General features: G+C 67.2%; 14 protein-coding genes. 8 read left to right on the top strand and 6 right to left on the bottom strand.

Features of this window, described 5'->3' with window-relative positions; genetic code table 11:
• Nucleotides 1–124 precede the first annotated feature (124 nt).
• Together GO999_RS10260 and GO999_RS10255 are read left to right on the top strand one after the other, a co-directional pair.
• On the top strand, nucleotides 125–1,633 hold the full coding sequence (locus GO999_RS10260) for an NCS1 family nucleobase:cation symporter-1 (RefSeq protein WP_211906202.1): 1,509 nt from the start codon (nucleotides 125–127) through the stop codon (nucleotides 1,631–1,633).
• Nucleotides 1,634–1,945: 312 nt separating this feature from the next.
• A complete protein-coding gene (locus GO999_RS10255) occupies nucleotides 1,946–3,490 on the top strand; it encodes a methyl-accepting chemotaxis protein (protein WP_011001183.1) in 1,545 nt (514 codons plus the stop codon).
• 110 nt (nucleotides 3,491–3,600) lie between these two features.
• Here GO999_RS10255 and GO999_RS10250 read toward each other — a convergent pair whose 3' ends face one another.
• From GO999_RS10250 to GO999_RS10225, 6 genes are all read right to left on the bottom strand, one after another.
• Nucleotides 3,601–3,876 (bottom strand): oxidative damage protection protein, encoded by a 276-nt coding sequence (locus GO999_RS10250; RefSeq protein WP_011001184.1) that lies wholly within the window; start codon nucleotides 3,874–3,876, stop codon nucleotides 3,601–3,603.
• Nucleotides 3,877–4,095: 219 nt separating this feature from the next.
• On the bottom strand, nucleotides 4,096–5,205 hold the full coding sequence (locus GO999_RS10245) for a porin (RefSeq protein WP_019718040.1): 1,110 nt from the start codon (nucleotides 5,203–5,205) through the stop codon (nucleotides 4,096–4,098).
• A gap of 185 nt (nucleotides 5,206–5,390) precedes the next feature.
• On the bottom strand, nucleotides 5,391–6,206 hold the full coding sequence (gene iolB, locus GO999_RS10240; RefSeq protein ID WP_071011270.1) for a 5-deoxy-glucuronate isomerase: 816 nt from the start codon (nucleotides 6,204–6,206) through the stop codon (nucleotides 5,391–5,393).
• Between the two features lie 35 nt (nucleotides 6,207–6,241).
• The gene (gene iolE, locus GO999_RS10235; protein ID WP_016722133.1) at nucleotides 6,242–7,171 is read right to left on the bottom strand and encodes a myo-inosose-2 dehydratase; all 930 of its coding nucleotides are present in this window, start codon (nucleotides 7,169–7,171) and stop codon (nucleotides 6,242–6,244) included.
• Nucleotides 7,172–7,239: 68 nt separating this feature from the next.
• Nucleotides 7,240–9,123 carry a 3D-(3,5/4)-trihydroxycyclohexane-1,2-dione acylhydrolase (decyclizing) gene (gene iolD / locus GO999_RS10230; RefSeq protein ID WP_211906201.1) on the bottom strand — a complete coding sequence of 628 codons (1,884 nt, stop codon included), beginning with the start codon at nucleotides 9,121–9,123 and terminating at the stop codon, nucleotides 7,240–7,242.
• Between the two features lie 33 nt (nucleotides 9,124–9,156).
• The gene (locus GO999_RS10225) at nucleotides 9,157–11,109 is read right to left on the bottom strand and encodes a bifunctional 5-dehydro-2-deoxygluconokinase/5-dehydro-2-deoxyphosphogluconate aldolase (protein WP_211906200.1); all 1,953 of its coding nucleotides are present in this window, start codon (nucleotides 11,107–11,109) and stop codon (nucleotides 9,157–9,159) included.
• Between the two features lie 307 nt (nucleotides 11,110–11,416).
• Here GO999_RS10225 and GO999_RS10220 point away from each other — a divergent pair, with 307 nt between their 5' ends.
• From GO999_RS10220 to iolG, 6 genes are all read left to right on the top strand, one after another.
• Nucleotides 11,417–12,346 carry a sugar ABC transporter substrate-binding protein gene (locus GO999_RS10220; protein ID WP_019718045.1) on the top strand — a complete coding sequence of 310 codons (930 nt, stop codon included), beginning with the start codon at nucleotides 11,417–11,419 and terminating at the stop codon, nucleotides 12,344–12,346.
• 67 nt (nucleotides 12,347–12,413) lie between these two features.
• Nucleotides 12,414–13,970 (top strand): sugar ABC transporter ATP-binding protein, encoded by a 1,557-nt coding sequence (locus GO999_RS10215; protein ID WP_028852947.1) that lies wholly within the window; start codon nucleotides 12,414–12,416, stop codon nucleotides 13,968–13,970.
• A 29-nt stretch (nucleotides 13,971–13,999) separates the two neighbouring features.
• Nucleotides 14,000–15,025, top strand: coding sequence for an ABC transporter permease (locus GO999_RS10210; RefSeq protein ID WP_019718046.1), 1,026 nt, complete (start codon nucleotides 14,000–14,002; stop codon nucleotides 15,023–15,025).
• A gap of 69 nt (nucleotides 15,026–15,094) precedes the next feature.
• Nucleotides 15,095–16,006, top strand: coding sequence for a sugar phosphate isomerase/epimerase family protein (locus GO999_RS10205; RefSeq protein WP_165591753.1), 912 nt, complete (start codon nucleotides 15,095–15,097; stop codon nucleotides 16,004–16,006).
• 21 nt (nucleotides 16,007–16,027) lie between these two features.
• Entirely contained in the window at nucleotides 16,028–16,849 is an 822-nt protein-coding gene (locus GO999_RS10200; protein WP_019718048.1) for a TIM barrel protein, read from the top strand.
• A gap of 25 nt (nucleotides 16,850–16,874) precedes the next feature.
• Nucleotides 16,875–17,888, top strand: coding sequence for a bifunctional inositol 2-dehydrogenase/D-chiro-inositol 1-dehydrogenase (gene iolG, locus GO999_RS10195; RefSeq protein ID WP_211906199.1), 1,014 nt, complete (start codon nucleotides 16,875–16,877; stop codon nucleotides 17,886–17,888).
• The last annotated feature ends 2 nt before the right edge of the window (nucleotides 17,889–17,890 follow it).

Genomic DNA, 17,890 nt, shown 5'->3' with positions numbered 1-17,890 from the left:
CGGATTTCGCGCGGGCCGGATGCCGTGCTTGACCGGATGGACGCATCCCCGTGGTTTTTGCTATCTACACATGAGCCTGACGCGCGCCGCAGCGCCCGCGCCCAACATCCGTGGAGGTTTTTGAATGAAGCCGACAGCGCAACCCGCCGATGCCCAGCCGGGCGCGGCGCACGGCAGCCGTCTCTACAACGACGATCTGGCGCCGACCGGGGCAGCGCAGCGCACCTGGAAGTGGTATCACTTCGCGGCGCTGTGGGTCGGCATGGTGATGAACATCGCCTCGTACATGCTGGCGGCCGGACTGACGGAGCAGGGCATGTCGCCGTGGCAGGCGGTGCTGACGGTGTTGCTGGGCAACGCCATCGTGCTGGTGCCGATGTTGCTGATCGGTCATGCGGGGGCCAAGCACGGCATTCCGTACGCGGTGCTGGTGCGCACCTCGTTCGGCACGCAGGGGGCGAAGCTGCCGGCGCTGCTGCGCGCCATCGTCGCGTGCGGCTGGTATGGCATCCAGACCTGGCTGGGCGGCAGCGCCATCCATACGCTGCTCAACATCCTGACCGGCAATGCGCTGCACGGTGCGCCGCTGCCGCTGCTGGACATCTCCGCCGCGCAGCTGGCCTGCTTCCTGCTGTTCTGGGCGCTGCAGCTGTACTTCATCGTGCACGGCACTGACTCGATCCGCTGGCTGGAGAGCTGGTCGGCGCCGATCAAGATCGTGATGTGCATCGCGCTGGTGTGGTGGGCCACCGCGAAGGCGGGCGGGGTCGGCTCGATGCTGTCGGCGCCGTCGCAGTTCACGGCGGGCGGCAAGAAGGCCGGGCTGTTCTGGGCGACCTTCTGGCCGAGCCTGACGGCGATGGTCGGCTTCTGGGCGACGCTGGCGCTGAACATTCCGGACTTCACACGCTTCGCCAGATCGCAGCGGGACCAGGTGGTGGGCCAGTCGATCGGGCTGCCGGTGCCGATGGCGCTGCTGTCGGTGATCTCGGTGGTGGTGACCTCGGCCACGGTGGTGATCTACGGCCGGGCGGTCTGGGACCCGATCGACCTGACCAGCCGCATGACGGGCATCGGCGTGGGCATCGCGCTGGTGATCCTGACGCTGGACACCATGTGCTGCAACCTGGCCGCCAACCTGGTGGGGCCGGCCTACGATTTCTCCAGCCTGTGGCCGAAGGGCATCTCGTACAAGACGGGCGGGCTCATCACCGCGACCATCGCCATCGTGATGATGCCGTGGAAGATCCTGGCCACCACGCAGGGCTACATCTTCACGTGGCTGGTCGGCTATTCGGCGCTGCTGGGGCCGGTGGCGGGGATCATGATGGTCGACTACTTCCTGATCCGCGGCACGCGGCTCGAGGCGCGCGCGCTGTTCGACGAGCGCGGCGAGTATGCCTACACCGGCGGCTGGAACCTCGGCGCGGTGGCGGCGCTGGCGGTGGGTGTGCTGCCCAATCTGCCCGGCTTTCTGCATACCGCGTTTCCGGCGTCGTTCCCGAACGTGCCGGCGTTCTTCAATACGCTCTACACCTATGCGTGGTTCGTCGGGCTGGTGCTGGCGTCCATTGTCTATGGCGCGTGGATGAAGCTGCGCGGCAGTCCGCGTGCGCGCGTGGCAAGCACCTGAGCTGCCGCCGCCGCCTGCGCGCGGATCTTCGCACGGGCCTCACGGGATGCTCCGCGCTGCGTCACCATGCACCCGCGTGCAATGCGTCGGGGATGGTCGCCTGTGTGATGCGAGCGTCATGGCAGAGCGCGCTGACGCCTTAAATGTGAATATTTTTGAATATTGGATTAAGTGAGGCGTTAAGCGGCCGATAAGGCGGTCACGGCGACGGAAAGACGTCGCCCGGCACGCGGCGCCGGCATCACGCCCTGACGAGGAGGCGGAAGCGGGCCCGCGCGTGCCGATGCAGACAGTCGTCTCTACGGAATCCCCATGAAACTCGCGATCAAGCTTCCCCTGGCCTTTGCCGCAGCGCTGCTGCTGATGTTTGCCGGGGCGATCTACGGCATTGTGTCCCTCAACGGGTCGATCACCGAATACAACACCACGGTCCAGGCGCGCGTGGCCGACGAGCGCGCGGTGACCAGCATGCTGGTCAACTTCAAGACCCAGGTGCAGGAGTGGAAGGACACGCTGCTGCGCGGCAAGGTCCAGGCCACGCGCGACAAGCACTGGGCCGCCTTCGGCCAGCGCGAGCAGGACGTTGCCGGGCAGGCCCGGGCGCTGCAGGCGTCGCTGCCGCCGGGCAAGAGCCGTGATCTGGTCGGCCAGTTCGCGGCCGCCCACGCGACGATGGGACAGGGCTATCGGAAGGGCTACGAGTCCTTCGTTGCGGCGGCGTTCGATCCGACGGTGGGCGATCAGGTGGTGACCGGGGTGGACCGCGAGCCGTCGAGGCTGCTCGACGAGGCGGCGCGCGAGATCGCGGCGGAAAGCGCCGCGGTGTCGGCCCGCACGGCGGCGACGGCGCACACGGTACTGGTGGTCAGCGTCGTGCTGATGCTGGTGGCGTTCGGGTTGGGCCTGGCCGGTGCGTTCCTGTTCAGCCGCTCGATCACGCGGCCGCTGTCGCGCGCGGTCGAGGTGGCGCGCACGGTGGCGCAGGGCGATCTGGGGAGCGCGTTCGAGGCGCGCGGCTCCGACGAGATCGCGCAACTGCTGATCGCGCTCAGGGAGATGCAGGGCAGCCTGGCCAAGGTGGTGAGCGAGGTGCGGCGCAATGCAGAAGGCGTGGCCTCGGCCAGTGCGCAGATCGCTTCGGGCAACCTGAACCTGTCGTCGCGTACCGAGGAGCAGGCGGCCTCGCTGGAGGAGACCGCCGCCAACATGGGCGAGCTGACCTCGACCGTGCGCCTCAATTCCGAGAATGCCGTGCAGGCGTCGACGCTGGCCGGCCACGCCTCCGATACGGCGGCGCGCGGCGGCAAGGTGATGACCGACGTGGTCGAGACCATGCAGGGCATTTCGGAGAGCTCGGCCAAGGTGGGCGAGATCATCGGCGTGATCGACAGCATTGCGTTCCAGACCAACATCCTCGCGCTCAACGCGGCGGTCGAGGCCGCGCGTGCCGGCGAGCAGGGGCGCGGGTTTGCGGTGGTGGCGGGCGAGGTGCGCACGCTGGCGCAGCGCAGCGCCTCGGCGGCCAAGGAGATCAAGGGCCTGATCGGCCAGTCGGCCGAGCGGGTGGAAGCCGGCGCGCGGCTGGTGCAGGAGGCCGGCGGCATCATCGACGAGATCGTGGCCTCCGTGCAGCGCGTGACGCAGATCGTGTCGGAGATCTCGTCGGCCTCGGCCGAGCAGAGCACCGGCATCGAGCAGGTGAACATCGCCGTCGGGCAGATCGAGGAAGTGACGCAGCAGAACGCCGCGCTGGTGGAAGAGGCCTCGGCCGCGGCGCAGCAGATGGCCGACCAGGCCGACGCGCTGCGCCGCGCGGTGGCGATCTTCCGGGTGGACGGCGAGGCCGGGCGGGCATAGCGGGCATCGCGCATCGTGTGCATAGGGTGCATATCGCGCCCAAAGAAAAAGCCGTTCAGCGCAAACTGAACGGCTTTTTTGTGCCCCGCGCGTGGACGGGCGCTTCGGCCTCAGGCCGACGGCGGCGGCACGTAGCCCGAGGCCTGGTCGGCGCCTTCGCCGAAGAAGTACTTCTCGGTCTGCTTGAGCAGGTATTGGCGCGCGCGCGTATCCGCCATGTTCAGGCGGTTCTCGTTGATCAGCATGGTCTGGTGCTTGAGCCAGCCGGCCCAGGCCTCTTTCGAGACGCTTTGCCAGATCTTTTTGCCCAGTTCGCCGGGCAGGGGCGGGAAGTCGAGGCCTTCGGCTTCCTTGTTGAGCTTGACGCAGTGGACCATGCGGGCCATGGGGATTCCTCGTTTTGACGAATGGTGGGACCTGTGCAGCAGGTCCGCAACTCGGCATTTTAAGCCACGCTCGGCAATGCCATGGCGCCGGAAGGGCCTTCGGGCGTCGGGCCGGCCCGGCCAGTGGCGTCGGCTGCGCAATTTCCGGCATGTGCGCCGATGGCAGCCATGCCGCCACCGGCTTTTACAGCGCGAGACGCGACCCTGCGTCGGTGCGAATCAGAACACGTGCACGATGCCGGTGTAGACCCCTTGCTGGCTGGCGCCCGCTGCGGGTTTGCCGCCGTTGGCCTCCACCGAGAACGTCGATTGCTTGCCGTTGAGGACGGTTCCAACGGTGCCATACAGCAACGTGCGTTTCGACAACGCGTAGTTGACGCCCAACGTCAGCAGCGTACCGGTGCCGCCGCCGTGGTTCCGGTGGGTCCTGTAGACGCCGCCGACCAGCGTCGCCGCCGGTGTCATCTGGTAGTTGGTCCCGATCCAGTAGGTCTGCTGCCGCGTCGCGCCGGTCGGGTTGTCGGCATCCGCGATCGTGTTGCCGCTGGACTGGATCTGGCTGTATCCGCCGAACAGCTTGGCATCGCCGATTTGATAGGTCCCGCCCGCGGTATATAGGCGGGATGCCGTGTAGAGATTGGTGAATTGCCCCGCGCTGTCACGGATGTCTTCGTAGAATCCTTTGAGCATGAGCGGGCCGTTCTGGTAACCGATGCTGGCGGCAAGCTGCCTGCCTGCGTTGAAGTTGCCGGCCGTGCCGTTCAGCCCGGCTTGGGCGCGGAATGACCAGCCGCCCCAGACCGGCGAGTTGTAGGTGATCGCCTTGGTGCGCGACCCCCACGTCCGATTGCCCTGGAAGGTCGCGGCGCTCATGAATTGCAGCCCCATGGGATCGATCGTGTAGACCTCGCTGTCGGGAATGCCCATGGCGCGGCCGACCAGCAGCGTCCCGTACGTGCTGCTGGACAGCCCCGCCACGGCGTAGCGGTTGAAGAGGCCGCCGGAGGCCACGCCATCGGCGGAAGTGAAGCCGTTTTCGAGGTTCATCACCGCCTTCAGGCCGCCCCCGAGGTCTTCGCTGGCACGCAGGCCCCACATGCTGGTGCCCCATTGATTGCTGCCGTACTGCAGTCTGCCGGCGGATTGGCCGCTGCCGGTGTCGATCTTGTTCGTATAGTCGATCCCTCCGGCAACGCGTCCATACAGCGTGACGCCGTTTTGGGCGCTGGCAAGACCGCAAGCGACGGCAAGCGCCGCAGCCGCGGTGAAGCGTACCGATACACGCTGGGCACTGCATTGCCGGCGCGATGTTCTAGCCTTGATGCTCATGACGTCTGTCTCCTCGATCTGGCAGGTAAGCCGCCTGCGCTACGATGGCGATGAGCTATCGCCTATTTTTTTTTGCGCTCGGATGCGATGGCAGATCGCGCGCGCGATCTCGCTCGCCACGCTTGCACGGTTGCCGTGCGTGGGAAGAAGGGGGTGCTGATGTTGGTGCGGGAGCGATACGAGGCTTAGTCCGAAGGCGGACGCAGCATCCACTCATGGACCGGGTCGTTCCGGAAGGCCCACGCCCGGCTCGGACCGGCCATCACGTTCAGGTAATACAGGCTGTAGCCGTGCGGCGCGACCACCGGGTGGTAGCCGCGCGGCACCATGACGACGTCGTGATTCTCGACGGCGCAGGCTTCGTCCAGGCTGCGGTCATCGGTGTAGACGCGCTGGAACGCAAAGCCCTGGGGCGGGTTGAGCCGGTGGTAGTAGGTTTCCTCCAGCACGGTTTCGCCGGGCTCGGCGTCGCTGTCGTGCTTGTGTGGCGGATAGCTGCTGGAATGGCCGGCCGGGGTCACCACCTCCACCACGAGCAGCCGGTCGGCCGCCGGGTTGTCGCCCATCAGGATGTCGCAGACGTAGCGGGTGTTGCTGCCACTGCCGCGCACGGTGCGGCGCATCCGCTCGCCGTCGAGGCGGTGCACGACCTTGTCGCCGCTGATGCAGGGCGCGGTGCAGAGCGCGACTTCCGCGTCGCGCGTGGCGGTGATCGTGACGGTCTTGCCGCCGGGCACGTACAGGGCATCGGGCGACACGTCGTCGAACACGCTGTCGCGCTTGCCCAGGCCCTCAAACGTGGTGCCGTCGACCTCGGCGCGGATCGTGCCGGTCAGCACGACCACGCACAGCTCGCGCGTACCGGTTTCCACCGTTTCGTGGTCGCCGGCCGCCAGGCGCAGCGCGCGAAAGCCGACGTGCTTCCAGCCGGCGGATTCCGGCGTGACATTGCATATCTCGCGCTCCGGCAACGCCTTGACCAGCAATGGAGAGATCGTCATGGAAAGCTCCTTTCGCAAAGCGGTGGCGGCGCAGGTCAGGCGCCCAGCCGGTCGACCAGCGCGCGCAGCGTTTCGTAGCCCTTCTTCGCGTATTGATAGCTCGGCGCGACAGCCGGGTCCTGCTCGGCTTCGACGACGAGCCAGCCTTCGTAGCCGGCGTCCTTGAGTGTGCGCAGCGTGGCCTCGTAGTCGAGGGCGCCGTCGCCCGGCACGGTGAAGGTGCCGTTGATCACGCCGTTCAGGAAGCTCCAGCTGTCGTTGCGGGCCTGGGCGATCAACTGCGGGCGAACGTCCTTGCAATGGACGTGCGCAACGCGCGACACGTGCCGCTTGAGCAGTGCGACGGGGTCGGCCGCGCCGCCGAAGTATGCGTGGCCGGTGTCGAACAGCAGGAAGACCTTCTGCGGGTCGGTCAGCGACATCAGGCGGTCCACGTCGCCGGGGGATTCGACGTACGCGCCCATGTGATGGTGGTAGGCGAGCTTGATCCCGTAGGTCTCGAGCAGATACGCGCCGAACGCGTTCAGGCGTTGCGCGTAGCGCTGCCAGGCGGCGGCGTCGGGGAAGCGGGGCCGCTTCGAGACCGGCGTGTCGATCTGGCCCTGGATCGTGCCGGCGCATTCGCCGTACACGACCACCTTCACGTCGTTGTACTGCAGCTTGGCCATGTGAGCCTTGCCGCGCTCGATTTCGGCGGCGACCGCCTCGGCATCGGTCTTGCCGGGCTCGACCTCCGCGAGAAAGCCGGAGTACCAGCCCGACACGCAGACCAGCCCGTATTCGTTCAACTTCGCTTTCAGCTCGGGGCCGCTCTTCGGAAACTTGTTGCCGAGCTCGAAGCCCGCATAGCCGATTTCCGCGCCTTCCTTCAGGGCGGTCTCGAGCGGCGTTTCGCCGCCGAGCGATGGCAGGTCATCGTTCATCCACGACAGCGGGTTGATGCCGATACGAACGTTCCAGGTCATATGAATCTTCCTCGGGTGATGATGGGGGGAATCGGCGTGGGCCGCTGCGGCTGCCCGCGCCAGGCAGGTCAGTGCCGCTGCCGTGTCTTGGCTTCGAGGTAGGCGCGCCGTGCGCTCCTGACCTCGGGGCGGGTGGAGGTTTCCGGAACCGCGACGTCCCACCACGCGCCGCCATCGTCGGTGGTGCGATGGTGCGTGGTGTCGATCACCAGGACCTGGCTCCTGGTCGCCGCGCGCGCGCGCTTCATCTCGCGGCGCAGCTCCGGGATGTCACGCACGTGCACGGCTTCGGCGCCCATCGAACGGGCATGCATCGCGAAATCGATGGACGAGCGCTCGCCGCCTTCGGGCACGCAGTCGTCGAGCATGTTGTTGAAGCTTGCGCCGCCGCATTTGAGCTGCAGCCGTTCGATGCAGCCGTAGCCGCGGTTGTCGAGGATGACGACGATGATCTTCTTGCCGAGCATGACCGACGTGGCCAGCTCGGCGTTGAGCATCATGTACGAGCCGTCGCCGACGATGACGATCACTTCGCGCTCGGGGCGCGCGAGCTTGGCGCCCAGGCCGCCGGCCACCTCGTAGCCCATGCACGAATAGGCGTAGTCCATGTGGTAGTTGCCCGGCAGGCCGCAGCGCCAGAGCTTGTGCAGCTCGGCGGGCAGCGTGCCGGCCGCGCAGACGACGATGTCGTGGCGCGCGCTGTCCAGCCCGGCATCTGCCGCGGATTCGCGCACCGCGCCGATCACCTCGGCGTCGTAAGGCTGCGTGTCGTTCGGAACATGGCTGGTCAGCGCCGTGACGCGGGCGACCCAGGTGGCGGCCTGGTCGCGGCAGCCGGCTGTCCACGCCGGGTCGGTGTGCCAGCCGACCAGTTCGGCGCTGACCTGGGCGAGTCCGGTGCGGGCATCGGCCACCAGCTGCCGGCCGCGTTTCTTGCCGGCGTCGAACGGCTGGACATTCAGGCTGAGCAGCGTCGCGTGGCCGTAGAGCGCGTGCGAGCCGGTGGTGAAGTCTTGCAGCCGGGTGCCGACCGCGAACACGACATCGCATTGTTCGGCCGCGCGATTGGCGGCGGGCGAGCCCGTCACGCCGATCGCACCGAGATTGAGCGGGTGGTCCCACGCGAGGCTGCCCTTGCCGGCCTGCGACTCCGCAACCGGCACGCCATGCGTTTCGGCAAAGGCGCGCAAGGCGTCCCAGGCCTGGCTGTACAGCACGCCGCCGCCGGCCACAATCAGCGGCTTCCTGGCGGACTTGAGCAGGGCGACGGCGTCGGCCAATTCGACAGGGTCGGCCGGCTGGCGGCGCATGCGGATCAGCGGCGGCTCGAAGAAGCGCTCCGGCCAGTCGTGCGCAAAGGTCTGCACGTCCTGCGGCAATGCCAGGCAGACCGGGCCGCACTGGGCTGGGTCGGTCATCACCTGGATCGCGCGGGGCAGGGCGACCAGCAATTGTTCGGGCGTGGTGATCCGGTCGAAGTAGCGCGTCACCGGGCGGAAGCAGTCGTTGGCGCTGAGGTCGCCCTGTTCGAAGCTCTCGACCTGCTGCAGCACGGGATCGGGCTGGCGCGACACGAAAATGTCGCCGGGCAGGAGCAGCAGCGGCAGCCGGGCCACGTGCGCGAGCGCGGCCGAGGTGAGCATGTTGGTGGCGCCGGGGCCGATGCTCGAGGTGGCGGCCATCATGCGCTGGCGGAAGTGGGCTTTGGCGAAGGCGACCGCCGCGTTGGCCATGCCTTGTTCGTTGTGCGCGCGCAGCGTCGGCAGCCGGTCTTGCTCGGCTTGCAGCGCTTCGCCGAGCCCGGCCACGTTGCCGTGGCCGAAGATCGCGAACACGCCGCCGCAATACGGCAGGATTTCGGTGCGGCCGTCGGGCTGCATGACTTCGGCCCGCAGCGCGGCCAGATAGCGGACCAGCGCCTGGCTGACGGTCAGTCTCACGGTGGTTTTCACTGTCGAATTCGTCGCTCGTGATGGTCGGGCGGTTCAGGCGGCGGAGCGGGCGTCGGCGCGGCGGCCCAGCCACGCATCGGCCAGTTGGGCAAAGTTGTCGGCCACCTCGTCGATGAATGCCTGGTCGGAGATGTCGCCGCGCAGCCATTTCAGCGAGGCGTCTGCCCACAGCGTGCGCCCGACCATGAAGCCCTTGACGATCGGGTTGGTTGCCAAGCGGAAGCTGTCGACCAGATATTGCAGCGGCTGGTTCAGCCCGAGGATCACCGCGCCACGGCAGTGCGCGTCGCGTTCGGTGATGAGCGCTGCGAGCTGCGTCCAGCCGTCGGCGCTCATGGGCGCGAGCTTCCACCATTCGGGGCGGACGCCCAGGTTGTAGACGCGCGCGACCGTGCGCAGCACGGCATCGTCTTCGGTGCCGGCCAGCGTGAACGGGCGCGGCGGAATGATCTCCAGCAGCAGTTCGTTGCCGCTCTCGCGGGTGGCTTCCCAGAGTTCGAGCACTTTCTGCTCCTGGTCCACGCGCAGCGTTGCCGGATCGTCCGGGTGGTAGTGCACGAGGCACTTGACGACCTGTTCCGTCGGCCAGCGGATGAGCGCGGAGCCGACCGAGCGTGTGTCATCGAAGCGCAGCGGACGGGAGCCCGGCAGTTCCACGGGGCGCCCGACCCACCAGCCGCGCCCGGTTGCCGAGGCGAGTGCGTCGCTGCCGTAAGCGCCGCCGTCGATCAGCACGCCGACGTGGCCGTGAAGGGCGCGCTCGCGCTCGACCTGCTCGGCGGCGCGCACCAGCAGTTGCTTGAGCGTCTTGATGCGGGATTCGCCGGCGCCGGCCTGGACGGCCAGATCGTAGAACTGGCTGCGGTGGTCGAAGGCCATCACGCACAGGTCGTCCCAATGGGGACGGGCCACCGTCACGCGATGCAGATGGGCGAGCTCGCGATCGGCGTCGACGCCGGGATGGCGGCTGCCGCCGAACCAGTGCGCGAGTTCCGCGGGCGTCGGCATGGCGGCCGAACACGCGTGGCGCGACACGACGATCGCGCCGCACGCATTGGCGATGCGGGCGGATTCCGCCCAGCCCTTGCCGCGCAGCAGTCCCGAGAGCAACCCCGACAGGAACGCGTCGCCGGCGCCGAGCACGTTGAGCACTTCGACGCGCTCGCCGGGGAAAGTGGGCGCGTCTTCGATGCGCCCGGGAACCGCGCCTTCGATCACGCAGCAGCCGAGCGCGCCGCGCTTGACGACCAGCACCGCGCCCGAGATCTGGCGGACCGCGCGCAGCGAGGCCATCAGATCGCGCGGCACGCCGCCGGCGATCAGGAATTCCTCTTCGGTGCCGACCAGGAGGTCGAACTCGCCGAGCGCCTGCTGCAATTGCCGCGTCACGTGCGCATCGGGCACGTAGCGGTGTTCGCCGGCGCCGCGGCTGGTCAGGCCCCACAGCACCGGCCGGTAGTCGATATCCAGGATGCGCACGGCGCCGTGGCGGCGGGCGTAGGCGAGCGCTGTCAGCGAGGCCTCGCGCGTGGTGGGCGTCGACAGGTGGGTGCCCGTGATCGCCAGCGCGCGGCAGCCGGCGATGAAGCCCTCGTCGATGCCGTCGGCGCGCACGGCCATGTCGGCACAGTTCTCTCGCACGAACAGCAGCGGGAAGGTGTCGCGGTCTTTCAGCCCGAGCAGCACCAGCGCGGTGAGGCGCTCCGGATCGGTCTGGAGCTGGCTGGTGTCGCAGCCTTCGCGTTCCAGGGTTTCACGCAGGAAGCGGCCCATCTGCTCGTCGCCGACGCGCGAGATCATCGCGGTTTTCAGGCCCAGCCGCGCCACGCCGAACGCCACGTTGCCGGACGAGCCGCCCAGATACATCTGGAAGCTGCGCGCGTCTTCCAGGCGGCTGCCGATCTGCTGCGCATACAGGTCCACGGCAACCCGGCCCAGGCAGGCCAGATCGATGGGGCGGTCACTCGGAAAGTTCAACGGGCTCATGTCCACTCGTCATGCTCGCGGCCGGCGCACGGATGCACCGACAGGTTGAGGGCCGGTTGGGCGGATGGCCGTCTTGGGAGCGTGCTTGCCGCAACGGACATCCGCCTTGCCGGACATGCAAGGCTGCGGACGAAGTCTAGATTTTTTGGAAATCGCTTTCCCTAGGTGTAAATACGTAGAAATAAATTTCCAAAAACGATCGGGCGTGAACTAGAGTTTCGTCCTGAAGCCCAGGCTTGATCCGGGGCTTGGCATGGCGGTGCATCGAACACCGCCTTTCGCCCCAAGACAAGGAGACTGATTCATCATGAAGAACACGCTGATGGCCGCCGCCGCGGCCGCCGCCATTCTTGCCACGCCGCTGGCGCACGCCGAGAAGATCGGCGTGGCGATGGCGCTCTTCGACGACACGGGCCTGACCCTTCTGCGCAACGGCATCGCCGACACGGCGAAGAAGCATGGCGCGACCGTCCAGATCGAGGATGCCGGCAACGACGTCGGCAAGCAACTCAGTCAGGTCCAGAACATGATTGCGCAGAAGGTCGACGCGATCATCGTCAACCCGGTCGACACCGACGCGACGCCCAAGATCACGAGGATGGTGACCGAGGCGAAGATCCCCCTGGTCTACGTGAATCGCAAGCCGGTGGATTTCGACAAACTGCCGGCCGGCGTGGCGGTGGTGGCGTCCGACGAGCGGCTCTCGGGCACGCTGCAGGCCCGGCAGGTGTGCAAGCTGCTCGGCGGCAAGGGCGATCTCCTGGTGCTGATGGGCGAGCTCTCCAATGAATCGGCGCGCGCCCGGACCAAGGACATCGAGGACGTGATCGCGACCAACGCGTGTGCCGGCATGAAGATCGTCGACAAGCGCGAAGGCAGGTGGAGCCGTACGCTGGGCCAGGACATCACGATGAACTGGCTGAGTACGGGCATGAAGTTCGACGCGATCGTCTCGAACAACGACGAAATGGCGATCGGTGCGATCAATGCCTTGAAGTCGGCCAGGAAGTGGACGCCGAAGACCATCGTGGCCGGCATCGACGCCACCCCCGACGGGCTCGCCTCGATGCGCAGCGGAGACCTGAAGGTTTCTGTCTTCCAGAACCTGCCCGGGCAGGGCGCTGCGGCGATCGATGCAGCGATCAAGCTGGCGAAGAAGCAGCCGGTGGAGCGCTTCGTGAACGTGCCGTTCGAGCTCGTCACGCCAGAGAACCTGACCCAGTACGCCAAGCACTGACCCACGATCGCCGCAGCCGCGCGGGCATGCCATGCGCCGGCCCGCACTCGTCTTCCGAGGAGCGTCCATGTCCATAGCCGTGTTGGATCGGCCGATGTCCCGCCAGGACACGCCGTCCGCTTCGTCAGTCCCGTCCGCCTGCGACTGCCTGCTGGAAGTTCGTGGCGTCGGCAAATCCTTTCCCGGCGTGGTCGCGCTCGACGACGTGCGGCTGCGCGTGCGGCGCGGCACCGTTCATGCGCTGATGGGCGAGAACGGTGCCGGCAAGTCCACGCTGATGAAGATCATTGCCGGCGTGCATGCGCCGGACAGGGGCGAGATCCGCCTCAAGGGCGAGCCGGTCGTGCTGCACGGCCCGCTCGACGCGCTCAATCGCGGCATTGCGATGATCCATCAGGAACTGAACCTGATGCCGTACATGACCGTGGCCGAGAACATCTGGATTCGGCGCGAGCCCAGGAACCGCTGCGGCCTGGTCGATCACGCCGAACTGCGCCGGCGCACGCAGGCGCTGTTCGCCCGGCTGGCGATCGACATCGACCCGGAGGCCGAAGTGCGCACGCTGACGGTGGCAAGCCGCCAGATGGTCGAGATCGCGAAGGCCGTGTCGTTCGACTCCGAGGTGCTCATCATGGATGAGCCGACGTCGGCGCTGAGCGATGTCGAAGTCCACCATCTGTTCCGCATCATTCGCCAGCTGCGCGAGCAGGGCAAGGGCATCGTCTACATCACGCACAAGATGGACGAGCTGTTCGAGATCGCCGACGAGTTCTCGGTGTTCCGCGACGGCAAGTCCATCGGCACGCATGCGGCGAGCGACGTCACGCGCGACGACATCATCCGCATGATGGTCGGGCGCGAGATCACGCAGATGTTTCCCAAGGCGGATGTGCCGATCGGCGACGTCGTGCTGTCGGTGAAGAACCTGTGCCTCCACGGCGTGTTCCGCGACGTGAGCTTCGATTTGCGCGCGGGCGAGATTCTTGGCGTCGCGGGCCTGGTCGGCTCGGGGCGCTCGAACGTGGCGGAGGCGCTGTTCGGCGTCGTGCCGGCCAGCAGCGGCGAGATCCGGCTCGACGGCGAGCGGGTCAGCATCCGCACGCCCGCGCAGGCGATGCGGTACGGCATGGCCTTCCTGACCGAAGACCGCAAGGACACGGGCTGCTTCCTGAACCTCGACCTGCTCGCCAACATGGAAGCCGCGGTGCTGCAGCGCCACTACATGACATGCGGCTTCGTGCGGCGTGGCGCGCTGAAGCAGGATTGCGAGGCCATGAGCCGCACGCTGCGGGTGAAGTCGCCGGGGCTGCACGAAGAAATCCAGAACCTGTCGGGCGGCAACCAGCAGAAGGTGCTGATCGGCCGCTGGCTGCTGACCCACCCGCGGATCCTGATCCTGGACGAGCCGACGCGCGGCATCGATGTCGGCGCGAAAGCCGAGATCCACCGTCTCGTGAGCGCGCTGGCGGGCGAGGGCGTGGCGGTGCTGATGATCTCGTCGGAGATGCCGGAAGTGCTGGGCATGAGCGACCGGATCATGGTCATGCACGAAGGCCGCGTGACCGGCATCGTCGATCGCAAGGACGCGAGCCAGGTCCGGGTCATGGAACTGGCTTCCCGCTGAGCAGGGGACCCGGCATGGAGACAAGGGACATGGGAACTTCCAATGCAATCGCACACGCGCAGCCGATGCTGGGCAAGCCGCGGCGCGCCAGGTGGCCGCAGGAACTGAGCATTTTCCTGGTGCTGGTCGGCATCGGCCTGTTCTTCGAGGCCGCAGGCTGGATGGTGGTCGGCCAGAGCTTTCTCTTCAACGCGGAGCGGCTGCAGATCATCATCCTGCAGATGGCGGTGATCGGCATCATCGCCGTGGGGGTGAACCTCGTCATCATCACCAGCGGCATCGATCTGTCTTCCGGCTCGGTGGTGGCCGCCGCCGCGGTCGTATCGGCCAGCCTCGCGCAGGTGTCGGACTTTCCGCGCGCGGTGTTTCCGCACCTGACCGATCTGCCGGTGATCTGGCCCGTGCTGGCCGGCGTCTGCGTCGGGCTGCTGGTCGGGCTGATCAACGGCTCCCTGATCGCCTTGACCGGCATCCCGCCGTTCATCGCGACGCTGGGCACGATGGTGGCCGCGCGCGGGTTTGCCAAATGGTTCACCAACGGCACGCCCGTGTCGATGCTGACCGACCCGTTCGCGGCCATCGGTGCGGGCGCCAATCCGGTGATCATCTTCCTCGTGATCGCGGCGATCTTCCATGTGGTGCTGCGCTATACGCGCTTCGGCAAGTACACGTACGCGATCGGCGCCAACCGCCAGGCGGCCGTGGTCTCGGGCATCAACGTGCACCGCCAGCTGATCTGGGTCTACGCGATTGCCGGTGTGCTCAGCGGCATTGCCGGCACGGTGACGGCGGCGCGCGCCATCTCAGGGCAGTCGGGCATGGGCGTCATGTATGAGCTGGACGCGATCGCGGCGGTCGTGATCGGCGGCACCTCGCTGTCCGGCGGCCTGGGGCGCATCACGGGCACGGTGATCGGCGTGCTGATCCTGGGCGTGATGGCGTCGGGCTTCACGTTCATCCGCATCGACGCGTACTACCAGGAGATGGTCAAGGGCGCCATCATCGTCGCGGCGGTCGTCGCCGACCAGTACCGCAACAAGAAGACGCGCCGCTGACCGGCCGCTACGAACCCCTTTGCCGCTTTCTGAAGTGACATCGATTTCCGAATGACCAGAGGAACCGGGATGAAGATCGCGCTGGACCCCTACATGATTCGCCACCTGCCGCTCGACGCACTGCCCGGTGCCGTCGCCGAGCTGGGTTATGACCAGATCGAGCTGTCGCCGCGCAGCGATTTTCTCGACTGGTGGGTGATGCCGCGCGCCACCCGCGAGCGCATGGCCGCGTTCAGGCAGGCGATGCGATCGAGCGGCGTCGGGCTGGCGTCGCTGCAGCCGATGTATCGCTGGGCCAGCCCGTTCGAGGACGAGCGGCAATGGGCGGTCCGCTGCTGGCGCAAGGCCATCGAAGTCGCGGTCGAGATGGAGTGCAGGCTGATGGTGTCCGAATTCGGTCGCGGCGCCTCGCCGGAGCGGTCGGTGGGCGAGCGCCCCGGCGCGAATCCAAAGGAGATGTGCGAAGCCGCGTGGTTCCGCTCGATGGACGAGCTGCTGCCGATGTTCGAACGCGAGGGCATCACGCTGTCGGTGGAGCCGCATCCGGAAGACTGGATCGAACAGATGCAGCCGGCCGTCGACATCGTGAAGAACATCGGCTCGACGGCGCTGAAGCTGTCGTACATCGCGCCGCACACGTTCTATTACGGCGACGACATGGCAGCGATGATCCGCGAGGCCGCGCCGGTGCTGGCGCACGTGCGTGTCGCCGATACGTTCGACCACCGCAAGAGCAGCCAGCTGCGCTACATCGTCAATCCGCCCGGCTCGACGCACATCCGTGTGCACCAGCACCTCGACATCGGCCAGGGCGAGATCGACTGGGATGTGTTCTTCGGCGCGCTGGGCGAGGTCGGCTTCGACGGCGTCATGTCGTCCTGCGTGTTCGCCTGGGAAGACCGCGCGGAGGCATCATCCCGCTTCATGCGCGGTGAACTGCAACGTTACATCGACCGATATTTCCGCGGCGCCGTGCGCTGAATCCACCAATCGACCCCAACCATGAACCACCGCATCCAATTTGGCATCAACCGGATCAGCGCACCGCGCCAGACGTTCGCCGACTATCTGGCCATGTGCAAGCGCATCGGCGTTTCGGCCATCGAGATCCGCAACGACCTGAAAGGCGTGGAGATCAGCGACGGCACGCCGGCCGCCGAACTGAAGGCGCAGGCCGAGCAGGCCGGCATTGTCATCCGCTCGATCAACGCGCTGTATCCGTTCGACGTGTTCGACGCCGGGCTCGAGGCCCGGGCGCGCTCGATGGCCGCCTACGCGCGCGCCTGCGGCGCCCAGGCGCTGGTGATGTGCCCGCTCAACAGCCGGGACGACCAGCGGACCGAGGCCGAGCGCCGCCGGGATCTGGTGCACGCGCTGCGCAGGCTGCGCCCGATTCTGGACGAGCACGGTATCGAAGGGCTGGTCGAGCCGCTCGGCTTCGAGGAATGCGTCCTGCGCCGCAAGTCCGATGCCGTCGAAGCCATCTATGCCGCCGCCGGCGAGCGGCATTTCAAGCTGGTGCACGACACGTTCCACCACCACCTGGCCGGCGAGGACATCTTCTTTCCCGACCTGACGGGGCTCGTGCATGTGTCGGGCGTCGAATCGGCGGAGCTCGACGCGCGCGACATGCGCGATGGCCACCGCGTCCTGGTCGGGCAGGGTGACCGGCTCGGCAATATCGCGCAACTGCGGACGCTGCTCGATCGCGGCTACCGGGGCCTGGTGTCGTTCGAGCCGTTCGCGGCCGAAGTGATGGAGGCGGAGAACAGCGAGGCGTTGCTTGCCGAGAGCATGCACTACATCCACCACGCATTGTCTTGACACGCTGGACGACAAGGAAAACGGTATGACTCTGCAAATTGGGGTGATCGGCTGCGGCGCGATCGGCCAGGACCACATCCGGCGGCTGACGCGCACGCTGTCGGGCGCGCGCGTGGTGGCCGTGAACGACATCGATCCGACGCAGGCACACGCCGCCGTGGCGAATCACGGCCTGAATGCCGAGGTGTACGCGAACGGCGGCGATCTGATCGAGGCGCCGGACGTGCAGGCGGTGCTGGTCACGTCGTGGGGGCCGACGCACGAGGAATTTGTCCTGAAGGCGATCGCGCAAGGCAAGCCGGTGTTCTGCGAGAAGCCGCTGGCGGTGACCGCCGACGGTTGCATGCGGATCGTCGCGGCCGAGCAGGCGCACGGCCGCAGGCTGGTGCAGGTGGGCTTCATGCGCCCATACGACGCCGGCTATCGTGCGCTCAAGCAGGTGATCGACAGCGGCACGATCGGCGCACCGCTGATGCTGCATTGCGCGCACCGCAACCCGTCGGTCGGCGAACGCTATATGACCGACATGGCGATCACCGACACGCTGATCCACGAACTCGACGTGCTGCGCTGGCTGACCGGCGACGACTATGTCAGCGCGCAGGTCGTCTATCCGAGGAAGACGCGCCACGCGTCTTCGCATCTCGCCGATCCGCAGATCGTGCTGCTGGAGACGGCGCAGGGCGCGCGCATCGACGTGGAGATTTTCGTCAACTGCCAGTATGGCTACGACATCCAGTGCGAGGTGGTTGGCGAGAACGGGATTGCCACGCTGCCGGACCCGCAGGCGGTGTCGCTCAAACATGCGGCCAGGCATGCGATCGCGATCCTGACCGATTGGAAGGACCGCTTCATCGCCGCGTACGACGTCGAGTTGCAGGCCTTCATCGATGGCGTGCAAGGGGGCGCATTGACCGGCCCATCGGCGTGGGATGGCTATGCCGCGGCGGTTGCCGCCGACGCCTGCGTGCGGGCACAGAAGAGCGGCGCGATCGAGCGCATCGAGATGGCGGCGAGGCCAGCGTTCTATCGGGGCTGAGT

Origin of the sequence: Ralstonia nicotianae (genome assembly GCF_018243235.1) — a bacterium.
Lineage (GTDB): Bacteria > Pseudomonadota > Gammaproteobacteria > Burkholderiales > Burkholderiaceae > Ralstonia > Ralstonia nicotianae.
The sequence above is the reverse complement of the archived record's forward strand: the minus strand, read 5'-3'. Positions and strand labels throughout refer to the sequence as shown.

Excerpts from the sequence above, each read along its gene's own strand:
- GO999_RS10220 (WP_019718045.1), top strand. The coding sequence starts at position 11,417 with ATGAAGAACACGCTGATGGCCGCCGCCGCGGCCGCCGCCATTCTTGCC.
- iolB (WP_071011270.1), bottom strand. The coding sequence starts at position 6,206 with ATGACGATCTCTCCATTGCTGGTCAAGGCGTTGCCGGAGCGCGAGATA.
- GO999_RS10215 (WP_028852947.1), top strand. The coding sequence starts at position 12,414 with ATGTCCATAGCCGTGTTGGATCGGCCGATGTCCCGCCAGGACACGCCG.
- GO999_RS10255 (WP_011001183.1), top strand. The coding sequence starts at position 1,946 with ATGAAACTCGCGATCAAGCTTCCCCTGGCCTTTGCCGCAGCGCTGCTG.
- GO999_RS10225 (WP_211906200.1), bottom strand. The coding sequence starts at position 11,109 with ATGAGCCCGTTGAACTTTCCGAGTGACCGCCCCATCGATCTGGCCTGC.
- GO999_RS10260 (WP_211906202.1), top strand. The coding sequence starts at position 125 with ATGAAGCCGACAGCGCAACCCGCCGATGCCCAGCCGGGCGCGGCGCAC.
- GO999_RS10210 (WP_019718046.1), top strand. The coding sequence starts at position 14,000 with ATGGGAACTTCCAATGCAATCGCACACGCGCAGCCGATGCTGGGCAAG.
- GO999_RS10245 (WP_019718040.1), bottom strand. The coding sequence starts at position 5,205 with ATGAGCATCAAGGCTAGAACATCGCGCCGGCAATGCAGTGCCCAGCGT.
- iolE (WP_016722133.1), bottom strand. The coding sequence starts at position 7,171 with ATGACCTGGAACGTTCGTATCGGCATCAACCCGCTGTCGTGGATGAAC.
- GO999_RS10200 (WP_019718048.1), top strand. The coding sequence starts at position 16,028 with ATGAACCACCGCATCCAATTTGGCATCAACCGGATCAGCGCACCGCGC.
- GO999_RS10205 (WP_165591753.1), top strand. The coding sequence starts at position 15,095 with ATGAAGATCGCGCTGGACCCCTACATGATTCGCCACCTGCCGCTCGAC.
- GO999_RS10250 (WP_011001184.1), bottom strand. The coding sequence starts at position 3,876 with ATGGCCCGCATGGTCCACTGCGTCAAGCTCAACAAGGAAGCCGAAGGC.
- iolG (WP_211906199.1), top strand. The coding sequence starts at position 16,875 with ATGACTCTGCAAATTGGGGTGATCGGCTGCGGCGCGATCGGCCAGGAC.